Raw genomic sequence first — 23,085 nt, forward strand, 5'->3', positions numbered from 1 at the left:
ATGGAAAGGGTGAGGGTGCGTCAATCATACGTGAACGTAACGACCTGTTTCAGGCCAGGGTCCACTCCGATTGCCACGTCTTTCAGGCCATCTGTGTAATAAAAGTACCGCTTGGCGTCATTGGAATGAGCGTCAGAAGCTTTCACCAATTGGAAGTCGTTTGAAGCAAGCAGGTTTTTCGAGCGGATAAAATCAGATGCCGTCTTTTCCAAATCTGCTTCTGTCATCGTTTTTGTCGCCACTTCTCCGTTTATTCCAATAATGTCAATCGACAGGGAAAGAATTTGTTTTGATCTCGGTTCGATGATCGCGTGAAACCCATGGACATCGCCGTTCACAGGTTCGCGTTTCAGTATGGCGTGAACAGGGACTCCTCTGTATACCGAATTGGTTGGGTCCTCCAGCGTGATTTCCCGATCAGTCGTATCGACATCCACCTGATAATATTGTCTAACAGCGGCTGCAGCGATTTGCGCCGCTTCGTCTTTTCCGAGACCTAGCACTGCATCTGGTGAGCTCGAGGAGCATCCCATTAACAGAAAGACGAGAAGCGCCGTGCCCAGCCATGCGAACTTTTTCATTGTGAACCCTCCAGCCATCCCAAGTAATACGTGTAATCTTTTTTTATCCTAACAGGGATTGTTTCGACTCCCTATCGATAAACCTTTCCATTACCTTACGATGTTGTAAGCTTTGAGAAAAATGTAGGGAGTGACAGGACTTTGGGTAAAAAAGACGAAAAATTCGGAGTATGAGCAGTGTATATGAAAAACGAGGGGGCAAATGGAATGAACACCATCGAGCTGAATCAAGCGCTTCAAATGTATGTGAGGACAGAGACCTTTCCCGTAGGAGTTAGCATTCGAAAAGAAGAAGCCGCTCTGCCGTCAAAGGCAAAGCGACCTGTCCGTGATCTGGGTTATCCGATAACCATTTGCCAAGCTGTCGGTTTTTCACGGCGTTATGGTTGGAGCATCGCAATGAATGGAGCCGATCTGTCCTGTCCAATCGCCCAGGTGGCTTTTGGCTATGAAGAGCAGCCAGCATTTTATACAGAGGGACATCTCGCCTGTGGAATGTATACAGATTCATTGGAAAATGGGGCGAAAAGTGAGCAGGATGTCCCGAAATTTTCAGCAGAAGAAAGCGGCTACTACGTATCGTTTCCGCTGGATCGGGCAGAAATTGAGCCAGATGTCGTCGTGATTTACGGCAATGCGGCTCAGGTCATGCGATTGGTGGCGGGGATGCTGTACAAGCGCGGTGGATCGATTCCGTCCACCTTTTCCAGTCGGGCCGACTGTGCGGACATTGCGATCAAGCCGATCCAGACGGGACAGCCGCAAGTGATCGTACCGTGTTATGGCGACAGATTGTTTGCCCAGACACAGGATCATGAGATGGCCTTCAGCTTTCATTTCCGCGATGCCGCCGAGCTGGTGGAGGGATTAGCGGGAACGCAAAAAGGCGGAATCCGTTACCCGATCCCGTCCTTCTTGCGCTATCAGGCTGAGTTTCCGCCGACCTATCAAAAGCTTGCTGGGATGTTTGGAGAAAAAAACTAACCCTTCAGTCGGTTGAGCTGGAGCAGATGATGGCGATAGTGCATTTCTACCACGGCAAACCATTCCTTTGCGGTCAGCGAACCGAAGGCTGGGTGAGCCACCGTGTGATGCACAGGAATTTCGTCCAGAGTCGGTTCCAGCTCTTTCATTTGTGCGAGCACGCTGATGAGTCCATCACGCAATTGCTCCTTACTCTCTGGTTGTGCAGGTGTGTACTCAGGGGAGGCAGGGACTTTCACGCGAACGGGAAGCAAGGAGCCTTGAGCAAATATCGTCTGCCCGATTTCAGATTTTTCGGTACCTGCTTCGGTGACAGCAGGTCCTCCTTGTCTGCACTTCTCGACATTTCCCAGATGAAAATACCGGGCAGATTGGATCAAGTGAAGGTACATTTGACCGATCGACCATTCCTCTTCACTTGGTTTTTGCAAGAGTTGTTCCATGGTGAAGCCTTCTAGTTCATGCAGATAGTGGTTTGTCACGTCTTCGAATTTGGTTACGATTTCTTTTGTATTCATGGGCGAATCAGCTCCTCTTGGTTTTCTTGCTTTTATCATATAAAAACGCTACTGACAGCAGTATGTCAGTAGCGTTCGAATAATTTTTTGGCTTCTTCGCGTATTCGGCTGCGCAAGGATTCAGGCGTAAGAACAACCGCATCTGCCCCCAACCCAAGTACCCAAGACAATATTTCTTCGATTTGTCTGACGCGCAATCTAACGAGAATGCCGTCCGGATGCTCCGTAATCTCTTCGATAAAAAAATTGCCCGATTCTTTTACCCGATCAGCGATAGCTGCGCTGATGACGATCTGCACCTCCAGTGACCGATCATCGAGAGGCTGGTAATCAGCAAAATGGAAATGGTCAGGGAGGATAAAGCGGTCTTCCAAAACGATCAGGCCGCTCATGCGTGACAGGCGGAATCGACGAATATCCTGTCGCAGATCGCAATGAGCGAGCAGTATCCAAGAACCACGAACCAGCACGAGACCATATGGAGCAACATCACGCACTGTTTCACGATCATCACCCTCCCCAGGCGTGCCCCTCCGATAGCGGAACCGCACCTTCTGCTCACTAATGATCGCATCGTGGAGGAGCTGCGCATGCGCTTTTTCCTGTTCGCGCAGATCGTTTGCTCTGGGGCTTACGAGGCGAAAGGTTGAACGGATACGTCTGGTTTGTTCGCCTACATCCGCCGACAGAATCGCTTCGACTTTGCGTTGTACGGCTCTTGCGCTATTTCCAAAGTTTTGGTCAAATGCTTGCTCGACCAAGTCTGCTCCGATTAAGAGTGCAACGGCTTCTTCTACGGAGAAGCTGACGGGCGGCAGAAAATACCCTTCCATTAACGAATATCCCTGACCCGGTGCCCCAACGATGGGGACGCCGGCTTCGCTCAATGCCTGCATATCACGATAAATCGTCCGGACGCTTGTCTCGAAAGTCGCGGCCAAATCTTCTGCGCGTAGCGTACCTTTTCGCTGCAGTTCCAGAACGATCGCCAATAGACGGTCTGTTTTATTCATGCTAGGCTACTGACCTCCTCTCTATCCAGTTAAGCAACTTTATAAAAATGAATGGACTTCTTTAAAATTATTTTAGATTTACCCTACTTTTTATTTTAACAGTTTTCCCTATCCTACATGTGTAAGTGAAGGAGGAAGCTGTCAATGAAAAAGAGGGTTTTTTGGCTTGTCATTTTAGCGCTGTTCGGATATATCGTTTTTCAAAAAATAACAGAAGGACCACCTAATGTTGGCGGATATATCGAAACAGTGGGAGAGGCTACCGGTGTGGGTGTGGAGTACCAATCGATACAAATAACAAAAGATCAAATTTATCAGGGAGACCTTCTCTTGGTCAATAAAGACTATCCGGTTCATGAGGCAGGGGTAAAAAACGATGTGGTTCGGTTGTCTGAGCATGAAGAACTGTTACAAGGCTATACTTTGCTCGACCATAGACTCGAAGTGTCGGAGCGTGTAGCCAAAGAATTTTTGGAGATGGTCAAAGCTGCGCAACAAGATAACGTGAGTCACTTTATCCTGAACAGCGGTTATCGAGGTAAGGAAGAACAAGAGAAGCTGTATGAAGAAATGGGGCCAGCGATCGCGATGCCAAGCGGTTATAGCGAACACAATGTAGGTTCCGCGCTGGATATTGGATCGACGCAAATGAAAATGGAGCACGCCCCTGAAGGCAAGTGGTTAGAAGATCATTCTTGGAAATACGGTTTTATTTTGCGCTACCCAAAGGACAAGGTAGCCATTACAGGAACGGTATTCGAGCCTTGGCACTTCCGATATGTCGGTTTGCCGCATAGCGCGATCATGAAGCAGAATAACTTTTCGCTGGAAGAATACCTGGATTACCTACGAGAAAAAAGAAGTATCTCCGTGACAAACGATGGGAAGATCTACGAAATTAACTACTACCCTGTCGATCAAGAGATGACGATCAAAGTACCGATTTCGAGCAACTATGAGATTTCGGGTGACAACATGGGCGGCGTGATTGTGACAAGCTACGTGAACTAAAGAAAGAAGGAGTGAATCTAATGAGGAAATTGACTGTCGCGATTTTGTTTGGGGGATGCTCCTCGGAGTATGAAGTATCCCTTAAATCTACGAGTTCGGTGCTGGAGAGCTTGTGTCTGGAAAAATACGAGGTGATTTTGCTAGGAATTACGAGGGAAGGGCAATGGCTTCGATATACCGGCAACATCGAAAGCATTCGGAATGACAGTTGGCATCAAAGTGAGAAGTGTGTGCCTGCCTTTCTCTCTCCTTGCAGACAAGTGCGGGGAATTGTTGCACAGGAGAACGACGCCATGACGGTCACAAAGGTTGATGTGGTATTCCCGATTTTGCATGGCAAAAACGGAGAGGATGGAACGGTGCAAGGGCTATTGGAACTCGCTGGAATTCCTTTTGTCGGTTGTCACACGCTATCCTCCGCGATTTGTATGGATAAGGATATCGCCCACACGCTGGCGGAAAGCTCCGGTATCAAAACGCCAAGATCCGTTACCGTTTATCCAAATACGGACCTTGCAACTGTTCAAGCTGCCACCGAACCACTGGGATTCCCTTTGTATGTCAAACCGGCAAAGGCAGGGTCCTCCATTGGAATTACGAAAGCATACAGCCCATCAGAATTGTTCTTCGGGATAGAAAACGCCCTTTTGCATGATGAAAAAGTGGTCATCGAGGAAAACATCGCGGGATTCGAGGTGGGCTGCGCGGTACTCGGAAATCGTGAGGTCATTGTGGGGGAAGTGGATGAAATCGAATTGTTCCAAGGCTTCTTCAATTACACAGAAAAGTACTCATTGGAGACTGCCCATATCCATGTCCCAGCAAGAATCGACGACGAACTCGCCCATAAAATCAAGCAAACAGCCACCCATCTCTATCAGGTTTTTGGCTGTCGTGGCTTTGCTCGCGTGGATATGTTTGTCACACCAGACGGAGATATTGTGTTTAACGAAGTGAATACGATCCCGGGCTTTACCTCGAAGAGCAGGTATCCAAGCATGCTGCGTGCTGCGGGGATTTCTTATAAAGAGCTTCTTGATACGTTGATTATGCTAGCGTTGGAGGAGGTCTAACCGATGGTACAATCTCATGTCTTTACGGTTACGTTGAACAGCGACAATCTGCATCACGGCCATCTGATATTGGTGAATCGCCAGTATCCGATCCGCTGGCAAACAGACGACGGTATCCTGCTGAACCGCATGCGGCTGATTGACGGAGCACACAGCAATATGATGATGGAAAACACGGCTGCCCAGATGTTTGCCAAGCTGCTGAAAGCCTGCAACGCAGAGCATACAATTGTCCCTGTTAGTGGTTTTCGCAGCAAGACGGAACAAAAGTATATTTATGATCAATCCCTGCTCGAAAATGGACGGGTGTTTACCAGTCAATATGTAGCGCGCCCGAATGAAAGTGAGCATCAGACAGGGCTTGCGATAGATGTTGGGGAGAAAAAGGAAGTAATCGATTTTATCTGCCCTTCTTTTCCCGACCATGGCGTATGCCGAATGTTTCGCCAACGTGCCAGTCAATATGGGTTTATCAAACGCTACGACAAAGACAAAGAGCAGCTAACAGGGATTTCGGATGAGCCTTGGCATTTTCGGTATGTGGGCTATCCGCATGCTGTTTTGATGGAAAAGCTCCAGCTTTGTCTGGAAGAGTATATCGAGTATGTGAAAAACTATGAATTCCATCAGGAGCATTTGCTAGTAGATGATGAGAGCATTGAAATCTACTATGTAAAAGCTATCGATACAGATACGCACATCCCAGTTGTGGCTGGTGAGAGCTACGAAATATCAGGCAATAACGTGGATGGCTTTATCATTACGGTGTTTCATCAGGAGGCACGTAATGAACGCGGGTAATGAAAAGCAGTATGGTGGGCTGGATCAATTCCGAATCATTGCGGCGATTCTTGTCATCGCAATCCATACTTCTCCGCTACTGTCTATAAGCGAATGGGCTGACTTTACACTGACACGAACAATAGCCAGGGTGGCGGTTCCGTTTTTCTTTATGTGCACAGGATTTTTCTTTCTGCAAAAGCTTGGCACAGATCGCGACAGAAATGCGTCTATGCTAAAGCAGTTTTTATGGAAAGTAGGAAAGCTATATTTGTTTTCGATCCTTCTCTATCTTCCTGTGAATGTGTATGCGGGGTATTTTACAGATGGATTTACCGTATTTTCAGCAGTGAAAGATCTCTTGTTTAACGGGACCTTGTATCATCTGTGGTATTTCCCTGGCATCATGCTGGGGGTGTGTATCAGTACTTTTTTGTATACAAGAATGTCGACATGGAATACGTTTTGGGTGACCTTGCTGCTGTATGGCATCGGGCTGTTGGGAGACAGCTACTTTGGCTTGGCACAGATGAGTTCGTATGTGGATAGCATTTATCAATCAATGTTTACTTTGTTTGATTACACGCGGAACGGCATATTTTTTGCCCCTGTGTTTATTGTCATGGGAGGCATGATTGCCAATACCCGCAGACGGAAAAAGAAAAAGGTCGCACCGTATGCCATCGGGTTTGTTTTGTTCGGAAGCATGCTGGTAATGGAAGGCTTGCTTTTGCACGCTTATCAGCTGCAACGCCATGATTGTATGTATATTTTTTTGATACCGTGCATGTATTTTCTCTTTCAACTTTTATTGTTCTGGAAAGGCAAAAATCGCCCAACGTTACGAAAGCTGAGCCTGTATGTTTATGTCATCCATCCGCTGTGCATTGTGCTCATTCGCGCAGCAGCCAAAGTAACGGGACTGACAGGGCCGCTTGTTGATAACAGCTTGGTGCATTTTACACTGGTCACAGTGCTGTCGTTTGTACTCTCGGTGATGGCGATTAAGATGATGAAGGTGATCCGGCGCTTTCGAGTTGGGAAACCAGATCAAACCGGGCGAGCATGGGCTGATATCCATCTTCCTCATCTCCAGCATAATGTCAGGGAAATCCAGCGGGTTCTTCCCAAGGATTGTTCGATGATGGCAGTCGTAAAGGCGCAGGCATATGGCCACGGCGGTTGGCAAATCGCGAGGTTCTTAAACAAGCTCGGAATTGATCACTTCGCAGTTGCCACAATCGATGAAGGAATCGAACTACGGAAGAAGGGCGTAAAAGGGGAGATTCTGGTGCTTGGCTATACCGATGAGCGTCGGATACGCCAAATCGCCCGTTTCAAACTGACGCAAACCGTAGTAGATGACGAATATGCCCAAAAACTGAACGGCTACAACGTGAAAATCTCTGTTCATGTCAAGATCGACACGGGGATGGCAAGACTCGGGGAATCTTGGGAACACACGGAAAAAATAGCGGCCATGTATCGATATAAAAATTTGCAGGTATGCGGTACCTTTACGCATCTGAGTGTGGCTGACAGTTTGGAAGCTTCGGATATCGCATACACGAAAAATCAAATCGCCCGTTTCCAAAAAGTGATCGAACAGCTGAAAGAAAAAGGGATCGATCCACAGAAGCTGCACGTTCAAAGCAGTTACGGCGTGCTGAATTATGGGGAGCTGCAATACGATTATGCTCGGATTGGGATCGCTCTCTACGGAATGTTGAGCAAGCAGGGAGACAAGGTGAAAACAAGCATCGACTTACGACCTGTGCTATCACTGAAAGCCAGAGTTGTGCAGGTGAAACAAGTGGAAAAAGGAGCATCCGTGGGTTATGGACGCGCCTATGCAGCGCAGAAAGACAGTAAGATTGCCATCGTATCCATCGGATATGCAGATGGGGTTCCACGCATGCTGTCACAGGCGGGGGCTACCTGCTTGATCAAAGGAAAAAGGCGACCGATTCTTGGCTTTGTCTGCATGGATCAGCTTATTGTAGATATTACAGATATGGAAGCAGTGCAAAAAGGAGATATGGTGACCTTTATCGGCAGAGATCAAGAAGAGGAGATCACTGCTGAGGAAATGGCCCAACAGTGCAAAACCATTACGAACGAGCTGGTCAGCCGTTTGGGAGAACGTGTCAAAAGAGCCTATCAAGATTGAGCCTTGGACGAAAACGAGTGTAGGGAGTGGTTCATTTTTCCATGGTGAAGAGGAGACATAGTTTTCGTGCCAAAATGCTTGGGCTTCTTGGGCTTGGCATGCTTCTGGCCGGTAGCGTAACCTATCTGCTCTATAAAGTGCTCCAGTTTTACTATAAGGCGGGGGTTAAGTACGAAGATCGGCTCGCCCAGGTTCGCCAATTCATCAGGGAGATGGGGGATATCAATTTCTTTTTGATTGTCTTTGCTCCCATCGCGATCTTGTTTTTCTATCTCCTGACCAAACGATATGCTGGCTACTTTCGGGAGATTTCTACGGGCATTCATTTTCTCGCGAGTGGAGACTTTACAAGGCATGTCCATATTCCATCCAATGATGAGTTCGCAGATATTGCCAAGGATATCAATCAAGCAAGCGAGATGCTGCAAAAGGCGGTAGAAAGAGGAGATTTCGCCGAAAGCAGCAAGGATCAGCTTGTTTTGAATCTCGCGCATGATTTGCGTACACCACTGACATCCGTACTGGGTTATTTAGATTTAGTTTTGCGAGATGGGCAGATGTCACAAAAACAGATGCGGCATTATGCGACGATTGCTTTTACCAAGTCGCAACGATTGGAAAAGCTGATTGATGAGCTATTCGAAATTACGAGAATGAATTATGGCATGGTCAATATCGAGCAAAAGGTCATTGATTTGAGTGAATTGCTTGTTCAGTTAAATGAAGAGATGTATCCCTCTCTTGAGAAAAATGAGCTGGTCTCGCGGTGTACAATTGCGGCTCAATTAGTGATCGTGGGAGATGGGGAGCTTTTGGCGCGCGTATTTGAGAACATTCTGACCAACGCGATACGCTATGGGGGCGATGGTCAATTTATCGATTTGAACGCTTATCGCGAGGGCGATGAAGTGGTTGTGCAAATCTTGAATTACGGTGACCAAATACCTGAGGAGGCGCTGCCGCATATTTTTGAAATGTTTTTTACGTGCGACAAAGCCCGAACGCATCAAGGGGGAGGCACAGGGCTCGGCTTGTATATTGCCAAAAATATCGTCGAGAAGCATCGGGGAACGATTTCTGTTCAAAGTGATTTGATTCGTACATGTTTTGAGGTCAGGTTGCCAAACGGAAGCAGGGGCTATCCAGAAAGTCAGTGAGTACGACTTTCTGTAGACCAAGTAAGAGCCGTAATTCCATTTATCACGTGTCACGTTAATGATTTGTTTGTTTTTCACAGAGATAGATAGAAAATGGGCTAGGGAACCTCATTCCCTAACCCATTTTTTCATTCACTGCACTTAAATCAAATTCTCCGGGTTCAAGCCTTCCAGCTCTGGCAACACAAAGCGCCCATCTTTTCTGATCAGCACATCGTCAAACCAGATTTCGCCGCCGCCGTATTCAGGGCGTTGGATTTGGACCAAGTCCCAGTGAACGGAGGAGCGGTTGCCGTTGTCTGCAACTGTGTAAGCATTTCCTGGCGTGAAGTGGAAGCTGCCCGCGATTTTTTCGTCAAACAGGATGTCCAGCATCGGGTGGAGGATGTGCGGGTTGAAGCCGATCGCGAATTCTCCGATATAGCGTGCGCCCTCGTCCGTGTCGAGGATGTCGTTCAATGCTTTGGTATTGGAGCTGGTCGCTTCCACGATTTTGCCTTCTTTGAAAGTGAATTGCACATCATTGAAGGTAATACCGTTGTAGATTGATGCCGCGTTGTAGAAAATCGTTCCTTCTACGGAATCGCGCACAGGAGCGGTGTATACTTCGCCATCCGGGATATTGCGTTTGCCGTCGCACTTGATGGCATTGATTCCTTTAATGGAGAAGCGCAGGTCTGTTTTTGGACCGACGATGCGTACACGATCAGTGCGCTCCATCAGCTCTTTCAACGGAGTCATAGCAGCGGACATTTTCGCGTAGTCCAGATTGCAGACGGAGTAGTAGAAGTCCTCAAAGCCCTCAAGACTCATTTTGGACAGTTGCGCCATCGACTTGTTCGGGTAGCGCAGTACAACCCAGCGTTTGTTCGGAACGCGCTCGTTCGTATGTACAGGTTGATACAGGACGCGAGCGTAAATGCCCATTTTGTCTTCTGGTACGTCGGCATACTCGTTGATGTTGTCGTAAGCGCGGATGGCGATGTAAGCGTCCATGTCCTTCATCCGGTCATACTCGTATTTTGCCATCAGAGCCATGTGTTCTTCGCTCGTGCCTTGATAGAGTGCACGCATGACTTCCTGGTCTTTCAAGGTGACCAGAGGCAGAGCCCCAACTGCAAATGATTCACGCACAAGTGCACGAACGAGTTCAGGCTGCAGGCCTGTATTTTCGATCAGAACTTTTTCGCCTTTTTGCAAATTAAGCGAGTAACGGACGAGACGGCTTGCCAGTTCATTAATGCGTGGATCTGCCATGGTGGTAACCTCCGTAGTAAAATAATTTTGATTAATGATTAATTTGTATTATTACATAACTGAACGTAGGCTCGCCAGTGTGTTTGATGCTCAATTACAGGCAAGCCTCGTAGATCGCGATGACATCGGCTTCATTCAATTTTCGTGAGCTAGGCAGATACCCGATTCCGCGTCCGCCGATGCGAACCGCTTCTTCGGCCATTTGGGTCAGCGATTGTTTGGTCACACCGAAGTCAGACAGACGCTCTGTGATTCCCATGCGCTCATACCAATGGCGAACGGCTTCAATCGTTGCTCGTGCTGCTTCGCCTTCGTCCTCCACGGTAACGCCAAAGCAATGACGTCCCATACGGGCTAGTCTCTCGGGACGATCTTGCAATATCACTTGTTCGAAATATGGAAGGGACAGGATCGCCAGTCCGCGACCGTGAGCCATATCGTAGATTCCGCTCAGCGGATGTTCAACTCCGTGCAACGGCATGCCAGCACCACGACCGCCAGCAGCGAATGGACTGATGCCCAGCGTGCTCGCCCACAAAAGGGTTGATCGTGCTTCTGCGTTGTCTGGTTGCTGGATCGCTGTGATGGAGTGCTCGACAACGAGACGAATGAGCGTTTCGGAAATACCGTCCTGAACGTGGGTTCCTTCCGCGCTGATCAAATAGTTTTCAAACAGATGGGAAAAGATATCCGCGCAAGATTCCGCTGTGACGCGAGCTGGAACGGTAAAGGTCACAGACGGGTCAAGAATGGCAATCTTCGGGTAAAGTGCTGGACCGTTGATCGAAGATTTTTCATGCGTATCCCAATGAGTCAGGACGCTGATATGGTTTGCTTCCGAACCTGTAGCGGCTACTGTCGGAACGGTCATGATCGGCAGTGCTTCCTGAACAGGTACCAGCAATTGACCAGAGCCGCTCGGATTTCCCCGCATGTAATCGTAAATCGGGCGTCCGGAAACGGCTGCTGCCGCAATCGCTTTGGAGGCATCCATCACGGAGCCGCCACCGATAGCGAGGATGAAGTCACACTGATGCTCACGAGCAAGAGCAGCTCCGGCATCAACCGTTGCCGTACGCGGATTCGGTTCGATTTTGTCAAAAACAAGATACGCCACTTGAGCTTCCTGCAACAGAGCCTTGGCGCGGTCCAAAAGTCCTGTACGTTTGGCCGCATTGCCGCCTGTGACGAGCAATGCTTTTTGGCCCATCGATTTTGCTTCTTGGCCCAAACGCTCCAGTTCGCCTATGCCAAAGTAAATTTTGGTAGGAAAAGACACTTCAAATGGAAACATCTGAAATTCCTTCTTTCACGTATTGGTTGTACCACTGTCAAGTTTATCATAAACAAAAGAAAAGAGCCTGCCCGGAGGGGAAGGCTCATCTTGTTCAGGCAACGCGAAAGCGATCACTGATCTCTTGCAGCCGCTCAGATAAGGATAGAAGCTCCGTTGCCAATTGACGAGATTTTTCAATGGAGGTGAGCTGTTCGCGCGAGGCGACCAGCATTTCTTCTGTGCTGCATTTGGTCTCTTGTGAAATGGCAACAAACGCATCCAATGCCATGTCTACGGTGTGCAAGCCTTCCGTTATGTCTGATAACCCCTCATTGGCTATATGCAGCTCTCCCGTAGTCTGATCGACAGCTTGTCGAAGCTCAAGAAAAGCAGATGCAGCGTCTGAGAGTTTTTGCAGGCTTTGCTGAAGTTGTTCGGATGCTTGTGAGGTTTCGGAGGAAATCTCATGGGTTTGTTCCTGAACAGCGTCCATCATGCGCGTAATTTCTAATGTAGCGTTTTCCGACTCGCTGGCTAGCTTGGCTACCTCGTTGGCCACGACAGCAAATCCGCGTCCGTTTTCTCCAGCACGGGCTGCTTCAATACTGGCATTTAAAGCGAGAAGCTTGGTTTGCTTCGCCACGTTTTGAATCAGATGAACAACATCTCCAATGGACTCTGATTGTCGACGCAGTTCAGTCATGCGGGTGTCGATCTGTGCGTACGTGTGGGAGAAGCGATTGATCATCGTGTTCAAATCATCGATACGATTTTGTCCATGATGGGTGACTGTCTGCATCTTTTTACCCGCTTCAATCACAGAGAAAATACGCGCAAACAGTCCATCCATCGATTGCTTGATGTGCTGAAAGGAGGCGCTGGCGCCATCTGTTGAGGCAGCCGTTTGTTCGACGCCTTGATTGACTGTATCGAGACGCAGAGACAGCATCGACGAACGATCGCCTGCTTCATCGGCTGTTTGCCTGATTGCGATGCCGCCTTTGTTCAGTTCCACAATCATGAGTTGGATCTCGGCAATAATCTCGCACATTTGTTCTACCATATGGTTGAAGCTGTTAGAAATCCCGCGAATCTCTGGACCCTCGTTTTGCAAAAGGGCACGATGGGTGAGATCGCCCGAGCTGACCTGTTGCATGGCCGCAATCAACGTCTGAAACGGCGCGGTTATCCCCTTCACAACCAGCAAGCACAGCAACAAGGAAAGGACCAGACTAGCGAGAATGGTCATCACGATGATTTTGGTTATCTCATAGAGAGGACCTAGATAGGACTCCTGCAAAACGTCTATGACGTATATGTAGCTCTCCTCAGGAGAATGGGTAAAGGCCAGTGTATGTATGTGGTCAGCGACAGGGACGTGAATCACGCCGAAGCGCTCCGCTTCCATCCGTTTCGCAATATCTTGCGGGATTTCAATAGCGCCCTTTGTCACTTTTTCAATAGGATAAAAAGCTCCATTTTTGACCAAATATTGCTGGAGTATCAAGCCTTCTTGAGACAGATTACTTTCTTGCTGTTGCAATTCGTATTGAAGACGCTTTTGATAGGATTGATCGTCGCTAGCGAAAGTGAACTTCAAAAGTGAAATTTTTTCGGTAGTCTTGTCCGTCTCTGAGTCAAGGCGGGACTCCATTTGTGAAATCATCACCTGTTTTGCCTGGGTGTAAAAGGTCCAGCCAATCATGCCAGAGGAAACGAGCAGGATGAACAGTAGTGGGATCGTCAGCTTGGTACGGAGCCGCACTTGCCTGTGTAAGCGAGAAAAGGGAGTGAGTAAATGGCGAAAGATAGCGTGCATCTCCAGTTGCCTCCTGATAAGTGGATGGTCGAAAAGTCCCGAGACTAAGGACTATTGTAATCAGGAGATGTAAAGCCAGTATGGAGAACATGTAAACGAATGTTAACATCTACCGTTCGAAAAACATACAGTAATTCCCGAACGTTTGTCGAAGTCTATTCCAGCATTTTTCGTTGATAAATGCGTATGTTTGTGTTTTAATGTATTTGAAACGTTCGTGAATTAACCTAAACTCAACCTTTTTGACTGGGAAGGTGACTCCTACAGTGGAAAAACAGGAACAACTCTACGAAGGTAAGGCAAAACGTATTTATCGGACATCTTTGCCTGATCAGTACTGGGTAGAGTACAAAGACGACGCAACAGCATTCAATGGAGAGAAACGGGCGCAAATCACCGGAAAAGGCGAGTTGAACAACCGCATTACGGCAATCTTTTTCACCATGCTGAAGGAGCGGGGCATCGACAACCATTTTGTCCGTCTGCTGTCCGCCACAGAGCAAGTTGTTCGCAAAGTGGAGATTATCCCTTTGGAGGTAGTCGTTCGCAATATCGCAGCAGGCTCATTGGCCAAGCGTCTTGGCATGGAAGAAGGAACTGTGCTTCCGCAGCCCGTTGTCGAGTTTTACTACAAGGATGACGCACTGGGAGATCCATTGGTGAATGCCTCCCATATCAAAGTGTTGGGGATTGCAAGCGAGAGTGACCAAGCGACATTGGAGCGCATGGGTCTTGCTGTAAACGAGGTCCTCGTGCCTTACCTACGCGAGCGCAACATTACTTTGGTCGATTTCAAACTGGAATTCGGAAAAACAGCGGACGGGGAGATTCTCCTCGCCGATGAAATATCCCCGGATACATGCCGTTTCTGGGATTCGGTAACGAATGAAAAGCTCGACAAAGACCGCTTCCGCCGCGATTTGGGTAATGTGGAGGAAGCTTACAAAGAAATGCTTACGAGACTAGGAGGAGACGTACATGTTTAAAGCTGTTGTTTATGTAACATTGCGCGAGAGTGTTTTGGACCCGCAAGGACACGCTGTAAAAGGTGCTCTGCACACCTTGGGTTTTGATGAAGTAAACAATGCACGCATCGGGAAGTACATGGAGCTGGAATTGAACACTGCTGACCGTGCGCAAGCCGAAGAGCGTGTACGTGAAATGTGCGAAAAGCTGTTGGCCAATACGGTGGTAGAAGACTATCGCTTTGATATCGTGGAGGGCTAAGGATATGCGAGTAGCCGTTATCGTCTTTCCAGGCTCGAACGCCGACATTGATTTGTTTAACGCAGTTGAAGATGTAATGGGAGTGCCAGTGGATTACGTATGGCATTCCGATACGGATCTTTCTAAATATGATGCGATTCTCTTGCCAGGCGGATTCTCTTATGGAGATTATCTGCGCTGTGGCGCCGTCGCTCGTTTTTCACCCGTCATGGAGCAAGTGGTGAAGGCAGCAGAAGAAGGCAAGCTGATCATGGGAATCTGCAATGGCTTCCAGATTCTGACCGAAGTTGGACTGTTGCCAGGAGCACTCTTGCGTAACCGTTCACTGAAATTCCGTTGCAAGCTGTCCGAATTGCGTGTGGAAAACAACGATACCTCCTTTACCCGAGATTTCGCGGCAGGGGAAGTCATCCAAATTCCGATCGCGCACGGCGAAGGAAACTACTACTGTGATGAAGAAACGCTGGCGAAGCTTAAAGCGAACAAACAGATCGTTTTCCGCTATCATGGCGAGAATCCGAATGGTTCACTGGAAGACATCGCGGGCATTTGCAACGAACGTGGAAACGTACTTGGCATGATGCCTCACCCGGAGCGTGCCGTCCACTCTTGGATGACTTCCGATGACGGACGCCGCATGTTTACCTCGATCCTGAAGACTTGGAGGGAGCAGAACAGTGTCACAACTCACGCATAAAGAACCGACAGCCGAACAAATTGCCGATCAAAAACTGTACAAAGAAATCGGTCTGACTGACGAAGAATACCAGCGTGTCGTAGAAATTCTCGGCCGCAAGCCGAACTGGACGGAGACAGGTTTGTACAGCGTCATGTGGTCGGAGCACTGCTCTTACAAAAACTCCAAGCCTGTCCTGCGTCGTTTCCCGACAAAAGGACCTCGCGTTTTGCAAGGACCAGGGGAAGGTGCGGGAATTGTCGACATCGGTGACAATCAGGCGGTTGTTTTCAAAATCGAAAGCCATAACCACCCATCTGCGATCGAGCCGTACCAAGGAGCTGCGACTGGCGTGGGCGGTATCATCCGTGACGTATTCTCGATGGGCGCGCGTCCGATTGCGCTGCTCAATTCGCTTCGATTCGGGGAGCTCAAGTCTCCTCGCGTCAAATATTTGTTTGAAAATGTAGTAGCTGGTATCGCAGGCTACGGGAACTGCATCGGGATTCCGACTGTGGGTGGCGAAGTGAATTTCGACCCTACGTATGAAGGCAATCCGCTTGTTAACGCCATGTGTGTCGGCTTGATCGACCACGAGAAGATTCAAAAAGGGGTAGCGTCCGGTATCGGCAACCCTGTTATCTACGTTGGTTCCAGCACAGGGCGCGACGGTATTCACGGGGCGACCTTCGCATCCGAGGAGCTCACGGAAGAGTCGGAGAAAAAACGCCCGGCAGTTCAAGTTGGCGATCCATTCATGGAAAAGCTCCTGCTGGAAGCGTGCCTGGAGCTGATCGACACAGGTATCGTCGTCGGGATTCAGGACATGGGAGCGGCAGGCTTGACGAGCTCCAGCTCCGAAATGGCCTCCAAGGCGGGCAATGGTATCGAAATGAATCTGGACCTGGTGCCACAGCGCGAAGCTGGCATGTCTGCATACGAAATGATGCTGTCTGAGTCACAGGAGCGTATGCTCGTCGTCGTGGAAAAAGGCAAAGAGGCAGAAGCGATAGCGATTTTTGACAAATGGGGTTTGGCGTCCGCTGTCGTGGGCAAAGTAACCGAAGACAGCAAGCTGCGCTTGTTGCACCAAGGTGAGGTAGTAGCAGAGGTGCCAGTAGACAGCTTGGCTGACGACGCGCCTGTGTACCATCGTCCATCTGCGGTGCCTGCTTACTACGAAGCAAACGCGAATGTAGATGTGTTGGCAGCGATCCAAGAACCGAAAGATCTGAATGGTACGCTGAAAAGCTTGCTGGCTCAGCCAACCGTGGCGAATAAAGCTTGGGTATATGAGCAATATGATCATATCGTGCGTGCAAACACAGCTGTAAAGCCTGGTTCTGACGCTGCTGTTGTCATGGTGCGCGGTACTCGCAAGGCCCTTGCTATGAGTACAGATTGCAACGGTCGCTATGTGTACCTCGATCCAAAAGTGGGCGGTGCCATTGCGGTTGCAGAATCTGCGCGCAACGTCGTCTGCTCCGGTGCAGAGCCGCTGGCGATTACGGACTGCCTGAACTTCGGAAGTCCGGAAAAGCCTGAGGTGTTCTGGCAATTTGAAAAATCGTGCGAGGGCATGAGCGAAGCGTGCGTAGCACTCGATGCTCCGGTCATCGGCGGAAACGTATCTTTTTACAATGAACGCAGCGGTGACGCGATCTATCCAACCCCAACGGTGGGAATGGTCGGCTTGATCACTGATGTTGACCATATTACGACCCAGGATTTCAAAAACGAAGGCGACGCGATCATCCTGTTGGGCGAGACCTTCGCTGAGCTGGGCGGCAGTGAGTATCAAAAGATGGCTACGGGCAGCATTTCCGGACGTCCTCCACAAATCGATCTGACCAAGGAAGCGGCAGTACAAAAGCTGGTTCTCACAGCGATTCGCCAAGGTCTGGTGAACTCCGCACACGATCTGTCCGAAGGTGGTCTCGGCGTCGCACTGGCTGAATCTTGCTTCGGCAAAGGCGTCGGTGCGCAGGTGACTCTTGCGTCCGAGCTGCGTGCTGACGTGCTCTTGTTCAGTGAATCTCAATCGCGCATTTTGCTCAGTGCATCTGCAGAGCATGCGGCGGCGATTCTCGCATTGGCAGGTGAACATGGCGTACCTGCTAAAAACATCGGTACGGTTGGCGGCGATCGTCTGGTAGTGAACGTGAACGGTACAGAAGCGATCAACGCTTCGACTCAAGAGGTGAAAGCAGCCTGGAAGGATGCGATTCCATGTTTGATCGGCTAATCTGGGACAAATTGAACGAAGAATGCGGCGTCTTTGGCATCTACAACCACAAAGAAGCATCCCAATTGACCTATTTGGGTCTGCACGCCCTTCAGCATCGCGGTCAGGAGAGCGCAGGTATCTGCGCCTCCGACGGCGAGAAATGGTATAAGCACCGCGGAATGGGTCTCGTGTCAGAGGCTTTTGGCAAGGGTGATTTGGAGAAGTTTAGCGGTCATATCGCGATTGGTCATACCCGTTATACGACTGCTGGCTCGAGCAAGATTGAAAACGCCCAACCGCTCTTTTTCCGCTATGCACAAGGCAGCATGGCAGTTGCCCACAACGGGAATCTCGTGAACGCCGCTGTGCTTAGAAAAGAGCTGGAAGCAAAAGGCTCCATTTTCCAGACGACCAGTGACACAGAAGTGATCGCACATCTGATTGCTCGTTCCGAGAGCAAAGATTTGCCGGGAGCGGTGAAGGACGCTCTGCAATACATCAAGGGAGCCTATGCACTTCTCGTCATGAACGAGAATCAGCTCGTGATCGCTCTCGATCCGAATGGCTTGCGTCCGCTGTCATTGGGACGACTCGGAGATGCGATCACTGTCGCGTCCGAGACTTGTGCGTTCGATATCATTGGCGCGCAGTACTGGCGTGATGTGCAACCGGGTGAGCTGATCGTCATCGACAAGAATGGTATTACCGAGAGCAAGCATACAGAAACGACACAGCGTTCGATTTGTACGTTTGAATACATTTATTTTGCCCGACCAGATAGCGACATCGACGGAATCAACGTCCACATGGCGCGCAAACGTCTCGGCAAGCAGTTGGCATTGGAATCCGCGATTGATGCTGATGTCGTCACAGGTGTACCGGATTCGAGTATTTCTGCTGCTATCGGATTTGCGGAAGCGACAGGAATTCCGTACGAAATCGGCTTGATCAAAAACCGCTATGTGGGACGTACCTTCATTCAGCCGAGTCAGGAGCTGCGTGAGCGCGCTGTCTATCTCAAGCTGTCTGCGGTTCGCAAAGTAGTGGAAGGCAAGCGCGTCGTGATGATTGACGACTCCATTGTACGCGGTACGACGAGTAATCGGATTGTTCGCATGCTGCGTGAGGCTGGCGCCAAAGAAGTGCATGTGCGTATCAGCTCTCCGCCTGTTATGAATTCTTGTTTTTACGGCATCGACACCTCGTCGCGTGAGGAACTGATTGCGTCGACCAAATCGGTAGAGGAAATTCGTCAAATCATTGAGGCTGATTCGCTGTCGTTCTTGTCTATTGAAGGAATGATCGATGCAATTGGCCGCAGCGATTCGGCTCCCAATAGAGGACACTGCCTCGCATGCTTTAACGGAGAATATCCGACAGAGATTGAGTTCGAAGAAGCGCTACCTGCGCTTAAATGCTAACAGTGCTACTTATGAACAACCGCTAATACAAGCACCTCTTGCTAGGGGGAGAAACGATGAGTGAAGCATATAAACAAGCTGGCGTAGACATCGATGCGGGCAACGAAGCCGTCGAACGCATGAAAAAGCATGTCAAACGAACATTCCGCCCCGAAGTTATGACTGATTTGGGTGGGTTCGGAGCGCTGTTTCGCCTGGATACCAAAAAATACGAGAAACCGATTCTCGTTTCTGGCACAGATGGGGTAGGAACCAAGCTGAAGCTCGCTTTTGCCATGGACAAACACGATACAATCGGTATCGATGCTGTTGCTATGTGCGTCAATGACGTAGTGGTCCAAGGGGCAGAGCCGCTCTTTTTCCTCGATTATCTGGCAGTAGATAAGGTCATTCCGGAAAAAATCGAAGCGATTGTCAAAGGGATCGCGGAAGGCTGCTCCCAGTCCGGCTGCTCGCTGATTGGCGGGGAGACTGCCGAGATGCCTGGCATGTACGCAGAAGGCGAATACGACATCGCGGGCTTTACCGTAGGTGTCGTGGACGAGAGCAAAATGATTACGGGAGCAAACGTGGCGGCAGGCGATGTGCTGATCGGGCTGGCTTCCAGCGGCGTGCACAGCAACGGTTTCTCGCTCGTTCGCAAGGTTCTTTTGGCAGACAAAGGCATGTCCCTGCATGATCATGTTGACGTATTGGGCAAAAAGCTCGGCGAAGAGCTGCTGACACCGACCCGCATTTACGTGAAACAAGTGCTATCCGTTCTTGCGTCGCATGAAGTGAAGGCCCTGGCACACATCACAGGCGGCGGCTTTACTGAAAACATTCCACGCGTGCTTCCAGAAGGAATGCAAGCTGTGATCAATGTTGGTTCCTGGCCGGTGCTGCCGATCTTCGAGCTGGTACAAGAGTCGGGTAACATCTCTTACCCGGATATGTACAAAACGTTTAACATGGGCATTGGCATGATGCTTGTCGTGAAGCCGGAAGACGCAGTGAGTGTTATGGAAAAGCTGCAAGAGCTGGGTGAACAGGCGTATTTGCTCGGACATATTCAAGCGGGAGAGCGCAAAGTCGTATACAACGGGGTGGAATGGTGAGAAAGCTGGCCATTTTCGCCTCAGGCAGCGGCTCCAACTTTGAAGCGATCGTGCAGGCTGTACAGGACGGCAGGCTCACAGGTGTAGAAGTTGCCTTGCTCGTGTGCGACAAGCCCGGCGCCAAGGTTTTGGAACGTGCAGAGCGTTTAGGGATCGACACCTTTGTTTTTCAACCGAAGGAATACGCAGACAAGGCAGCTTTTGAGCAGGAAATAGTGGCGCAGCTCCAAAAACGTGAGATATCGCTGGTTGTGCTGGCAGGCTACATGCGGTTGGTGGGCGACACGCTTTTGTCATCCTACGAAGGAAAAATCATCAATTTGCATCCGTCGCTTTTGCCTGCTTTCCCGGGAAAAGACGCGATTGGTCAGGCACTCGCTTACGGGGTAAAGATAACAGGGGTAACGGTACATCTGGTTGATGCCGGTCTGGACACAGGGCCGATCATTGCCCAGATTCCCGTAGCGGTGCAAGAAGCAGATACGGCTGAGACTTTGGCGGCTCGCATCCATTCGGTGGAGCATGAGCTTTTGGTGAAGGTCATTGGCTTTTTAGCAGAAGAGAGAGTGAAGCTGGAAGGAAGGCTCGTCCAGCTGACGTAAATCGAGAGATAAAGTAGAAACCGACATCCTTTTACGATGTCGGTTTTTTTGTCATCCGTTTTAGAAATACTTCTTTCTCCAAAACAAGAGAGCTGTTACAGACGTAATGGCGGTGGACATGATCATAATGATCGTGAATGCGTGCGGATGACCCTGAAAAGGAAGCGCGACGTTCATCCCGTAGAAGGTGCCGATCACCATAGGCAAGGTGATGACAATGGTAATGGCGGTCAACAGCTTTAATACGCGATTCAAATTGTTGGAGATGACGGAGCCAAAGCCATTCATGATGTTCCCTAAAATCGCCGTATAGATTTCCGTCATTTTGATGGCCTGCTTGGTTTCGATTTTTACTTCTTCCAGCAGTTCCTTATCTTCTTCGTACATTTTCAAATAACTGCCGCTCCGAAGCAGGGAGATCAACAGACTGTTCGTTTCCAGGGACGTCGAAAAATATACGAGACTTTTCTGCAATTCAAGCAAGGTAAGCAGTTCAATGTTTTTCGTCGATTGTCGCAATGATTTTTCCAGTGTTTCTGTCTGCTTGTTGATTTTTTTCAAGTAATGCAAATATTCATGCGACGTATTCGATAAAATTTGCAGAACGAACCGGTTGCGCATATGCGTGTGAAAACTTTTCACTTTCCCTTGGACGAACTCATTCATGACAGCCGTTTCTACCAGGCAAACGGTTAAGATGTAATCTTCCATCACCATGATTCCCAACGGAACCGTCGTATAGTTGTTCTTCGTCCCTTCCTTCGTGGAGACTGGGATGTCCACGTAGAGCATCACGCGGTTTCCTTCCTTGTCGATCCGTCCGATTTCTTCGTCATCAAGGGCATCCTGCAAAAAATGAAGGTCAATCGCCAACTCCCTGACGACTTGTAGCTTTTCTTGCTCAGAAGGATCTGTCAGATGGATCCAGCAGCCTTTTTCAAATTGTTGCAGTTCTTCTATTTTTCCCATGGCATTCGTTTTGTAAATGTTCAACATGGTTTTCTCATCCTTTCGCATATAAGGATCGGAGGGATACGACCATGTTGCGCAAGCATGTCTACATAATAACTACTTACATACACTCGTCCCATAAAAAGGGAGAATGTCAAATAAGGTATGGGGAACATGCCGCAGCGCCACAAGGCCGTAAAACTCTCCGTACACAATCTTGATTGCAGGTATTCATTCGGCAACTTGGACTACTGTCCATCAAAACGTTCCCCCCTTTCGAAAATGAAAACCCTCTAGCGGGAATCCAGAGGGTTAGAAAAGTGCACAAAATAACACCGTTTTTCTCCCCTACCAGAGCTTTGGCACTATACAACGTAAAGGAAACATTCCTTAGCCACCTTAAGAAAAGCCTTAGTTCGGCAGTTCCTGTTCTACCCATTGGCATCTTTCGATATTTCCGGGCAGTGGCCTATTTTTGTATAGGAGCCTCACCTAACGAGGATGAATGATTGACTTTGCCAATCACGTTTTCTCGTCCTACATGCATGTTATTCATGTCCTATCAGACGGTGTCGGCTTCTAACTATGACCGACTTACCCTATTTTGCTGCTATTCTTCCGCGATTCATGACAAACCAAATTGGTCCGTGTGACATACAGTAAGAGAGGGATATTCCCACAAAGGGAGGGGCCGACTTGAGCGGAGATTTTGTTTCGAACTTGCTCGATAAGCTAAGCCAAAAAACAGGGCGGCAATGGACGCTTAACGATATTATGAAGCTCGCGGAAAAAATGCCGAAGGGCGGAGCCAATGTAGATGCGCTGCTCGATGAGCTGGGAAATATGGGATTCGAAGTGCCAGAGGAGACGAAAGAGCGCGTCAGGGATCGTGTAAAGGACGGCAACTCCATCTCCATGGAAGAGTTAGGGAACTTAATGCCCAAAGAAGTAAAGGCGAAGAGCCGCAAGTCGAAGAAGCCGATCAAGCCAATCAGGGCGACTGCCAAAAGCAAAACAGACTTACTGTCAGATCGCATCAAAAAGCTATCAGGCAAAGGCAAGAAAAAACGATAATATCATCCAAGCAAATGCAGATGCATGCAGTCGCAAGTGCCGAACAGGCACGGGCGGCTGTGTTTGTTTTCCTGACGAAGTTATTGATAATAGCGTACAATTATTTTATAATATATAAGTATTGTTCGTGTTTTGGTCGTTAGTTACTCATGTTTTCACTAAAATTCAGGA

Annotated in this window: 21 protein-coding genes and 1 riboswitch; of the genes, 14 read left to right on the plus strand and 7 right to left on the minus strand. The window is 48.9% G+C overall.

Features of this window, described 5'->3' with window-relative positions:
• Positions 1–20: 20 nt before the first annotated feature.
• Positions 21–581, minus strand: coding sequence for a hypothetical protein (locus KB186_RS23285; RefSeq protein WP_221866770.1), 561 nt, complete (start codon positions 579–581; stop codon positions 21–23).
• 207 nt (positions 582–788) lie between these two features.
• On the opposite strand from KB186_RS23285, the gene KB186_RS23290 reads away from it, so the two are divergent.
• Positions 789–1,565: a DUF169 domain-containing protein gene (locus KB186_RS23290; RefSeq protein WP_221866771.1), complete on the plus strand. Its 777-nt coding sequence runs from the start codon at positions 789–791 to the stop codon at positions 1,563–1,565.
• On the opposite strand, the gene KB186_RS23295 is transcribed toward KB186_RS23290, so the two are convergent.
• Together KB186_RS23295 and KB186_RS23300 are read right to left on the minus strand one after the other, a co-directional pair.
• Positions 1,562–2,083, minus strand: a complete 522-nt coding sequence (locus KB186_RS23295) for a DinB family protein (RefSeq protein WP_221866772.1) — start codon at positions 2,081–2,083, stop codon at positions 1,562–1,564. The two genes, KB186_RS23290 and KB186_RS23295, sit on opposite strands and share 4 nt — an antisense overlap.
• A 65-nt stretch (positions 2,084–2,148) precedes the next feature.
• Complete coding sequence (locus KB186_RS23300) at positions 2,149–3,096, minus strand: helix-turn-helix transcriptional regulator (RefSeq protein ID WP_221866773.1); 948 nt, start codon at positions 3,094–3,096, stop codon at positions 2,149–2,151.
• Positions 3,097–3,240: 144 nt separating this feature from the next.
• Between KB186_RS23300 and KB186_RS23305 the strand changes: the two genes are divergently transcribed.
• Genes KB186_RS23305 through KB186_RS23325 form a run of 5 tightly spaced genes read left to right on the plus strand, consistent with a single transcriptional unit; the run spans position 3,241 to position 9,287 of the window.
• Positions 3,241–4,107 carry a M15 family metallopeptidase gene (locus KB186_RS23305; RefSeq protein ID WP_232774446.1) on the plus strand — a complete coding sequence of 289 codons (867 nt, stop codon included), beginning with the start codon at positions 3,241–3,243 and terminating at the stop codon, positions 4,105–4,107.
• Between the two features lie 20 nt (positions 4,108–4,127).
• The gene (gene vanG / locus KB186_RS23310; RefSeq protein WP_232774447.1) at positions 4,128–5,180 is read left to right on the plus strand and encodes a D-alanine--D-serine ligase VanG; all 1,053 of its coding nucleotides are present in this window, start codon (positions 4,128–4,130) and stop codon (positions 5,178–5,180) included.
• A gap of 3 nt (positions 5,181–5,183) precedes the next feature.
• Positions 5,184–5,981, plus strand: a complete 798-nt coding sequence (locus KB186_RS23315) for a M15 family metallopeptidase (RefSeq protein WP_232774448.1) — start codon at positions 5,184–5,186, stop codon at positions 5,979–5,981.
• The gene (gene vanT / locus KB186_RS23320) at positions 5,968–8,130 is read left to right on the plus strand and encodes a serine racemase VanT catalytic subunit (RefSeq protein ID WP_232774449.1); all 2,163 of its coding nucleotides are present in this window, start codon (positions 5,968–5,970) and stop codon (positions 8,128–8,130) included. Before KB186_RS23315 ends, vanT begins: the two co-directional genes overlap by 14 nt.
• A 41-nt stretch (positions 8,131–8,171) precedes the next feature.
• Positions 8,172–9,287 (plus strand): sensor histidine kinase, encoded by a 1,116-nt coding sequence (locus KB186_RS23325; RefSeq protein WP_232774450.1) that lies wholly within the window; start codon positions 8,172–8,174, stop codon positions 9,285–9,287.
• 141 nt (positions 9,288–9,428) lie between these two features.
• Here KB186_RS23325 and KB186_RS23330 read toward each other — a convergent pair whose 3' ends face one another.
• From KB186_RS23330 to KB186_RS23340, 3 genes are all read right to left on the minus strand, one after another.
• On the minus strand, positions 9,429–10,544 hold the full coding sequence (locus KB186_RS23330) for an aminopeptidase (RefSeq protein ID WP_173610689.1): 1,116 nt from the start codon (positions 10,542–10,544) through the stop codon (positions 9,429–9,431).
• A gap of 94 nt (positions 10,545–10,638) precedes the next feature.
• Complete coding sequence (locus tag KB186_RS23335; protein ID WP_232774451.1) at positions 10,639–11,838, minus strand: iron-containing alcohol dehydrogenase; 1,200 nt, start codon at positions 11,836–11,838, stop codon at positions 10,639–10,641.
• A gap of 94 nt (positions 11,839–11,932) precedes the next feature.
• A complete protein-coding gene (locus KB186_RS23340) occupies positions 11,933–13,639 on the minus strand; it encodes a methyl-accepting chemotaxis protein (RefSeq protein ID WP_232774452.1) in 1,707 nt (568 codons plus the stop codon).
• Positions 13,640–13,905: 266 nt separating this feature from the next.
• Here KB186_RS23340 and purC point away from each other — a divergent pair, with 266 nt between their 5' ends.
• Genes purC through purN form a run of 7 tightly spaced genes read left to right on the plus strand, consistent with a single transcriptional unit; the run spans position 13,906 to position 20,889 of the window.
• On the plus strand, positions 13,906–14,625 hold the full coding sequence (gene purC, locus KB186_RS23345) for a phosphoribosylaminoimidazolesuccinocarboxamide synthase (RefSeq protein ID WP_012684340.1): 720 nt from the start codon (positions 13,906–13,908) through the stop codon (positions 14,623–14,625).
• Positions 14,618–14,866: a phosphoribosylformylglycinamidine synthase subunit PurS gene (gene purS / locus KB186_RS23350; RefSeq protein ID WP_232774453.1), complete on the plus strand. Its 249-nt coding sequence runs from the start codon at positions 14,618–14,620 to the stop codon at positions 14,864–14,866. The genes purC and purS overlap by 8 nt, the downstream gene beginning before the upstream one ends.
• 4 nt (positions 14,867–14,870) lie before the next feature.
• On the plus strand, positions 14,871–15,563 hold the full coding sequence (gene purQ / locus KB186_RS23355; protein WP_017249709.1) for a phosphoribosylformylglycinamidine synthase subunit PurQ: 693 nt from the start codon (positions 14,871–14,873) through the stop codon (positions 15,561–15,563).
• On the plus strand, positions 15,544–17,787 hold the full coding sequence (gene purL, locus KB186_RS23360; RefSeq protein ID WP_232774455.1) for a phosphoribosylformylglycinamidine synthase subunit PurL: 2,244 nt from the start codon (positions 15,544–15,546) through the stop codon (positions 17,785–17,787). The genes purQ and purL overlap by 20 nt, the downstream gene beginning before the upstream one ends.
• Positions 17,772–19,190 carry an amidophosphoribosyltransferase gene (gene purF / locus KB186_RS23365; protein ID WP_173610685.1) on the plus strand — a complete coding sequence of 473 codons (1,419 nt, stop codon included), beginning with the start codon at positions 17,772–17,774 and terminating at the stop codon, positions 19,188–19,190. The genes purL and purF overlap by 16 nt, the downstream gene beginning before the upstream one ends.
• A gap of 56 nt (positions 19,191–19,246) precedes the next feature.
• Positions 19,247–20,287, plus strand: coding sequence for a phosphoribosylformylglycinamidine cyclo-ligase (gene purM / locus KB186_RS23370; protein ID WP_173610684.1), 1,041 nt, complete (start codon positions 19,247–19,249; stop codon positions 20,285–20,287).
• Positions 20,281–20,889 carry a phosphoribosylglycinamide formyltransferase gene (gene purN / locus KB186_RS23375; RefSeq protein ID WP_173610683.1) on the plus strand — a complete coding sequence of 203 codons (609 nt, stop codon included), beginning with the start codon at positions 20,281–20,283 and terminating at the stop codon, positions 20,887–20,889. Before purM ends, purN begins: the two co-directional genes overlap by 7 nt.
• Before the next feature lie 60 nt (positions 20,890–20,949).
• Here purN and KB186_RS23380 read toward each other — a convergent pair whose 3' ends face one another.
• On the minus strand, positions 20,950–21,885 hold the full coding sequence (locus KB186_RS23380; protein ID WP_173610682.1) for a magnesium transporter CorA family protein: 936 nt from the start codon (positions 21,883–21,885) through the stop codon (positions 20,950–20,952).
• Positions 21,886–22,179: 294 nt separating this feature from the next.
• A riboswitch (M-box (ykoK) riboswitch) is annotated at positions 22,180–22,347 on the minus strand.
• A 189-nt stretch (positions 22,348–22,536) separates the two neighbouring features.
• Here KB186_RS23380 and KB186_RS23385 point away from each other — a divergent pair.
• A complete protein-coding gene (locus KB186_RS23385; protein WP_232774456.1) occupies positions 22,537–22,914 on the plus strand; it encodes a hypothetical protein in 378 nt (125 codons plus the stop codon).
• Positions 22,915–23,085 lie beyond the last annotated feature (171 nt).

It is taken from the genome of Brevibacillus sp. AF8, from assembly GCF_021270385.1.
Classification (GTDB): Bacteria; Bacillota; Bacilli; order Brevibacillales; family Brevibacillaceae; genus Brevibacillus.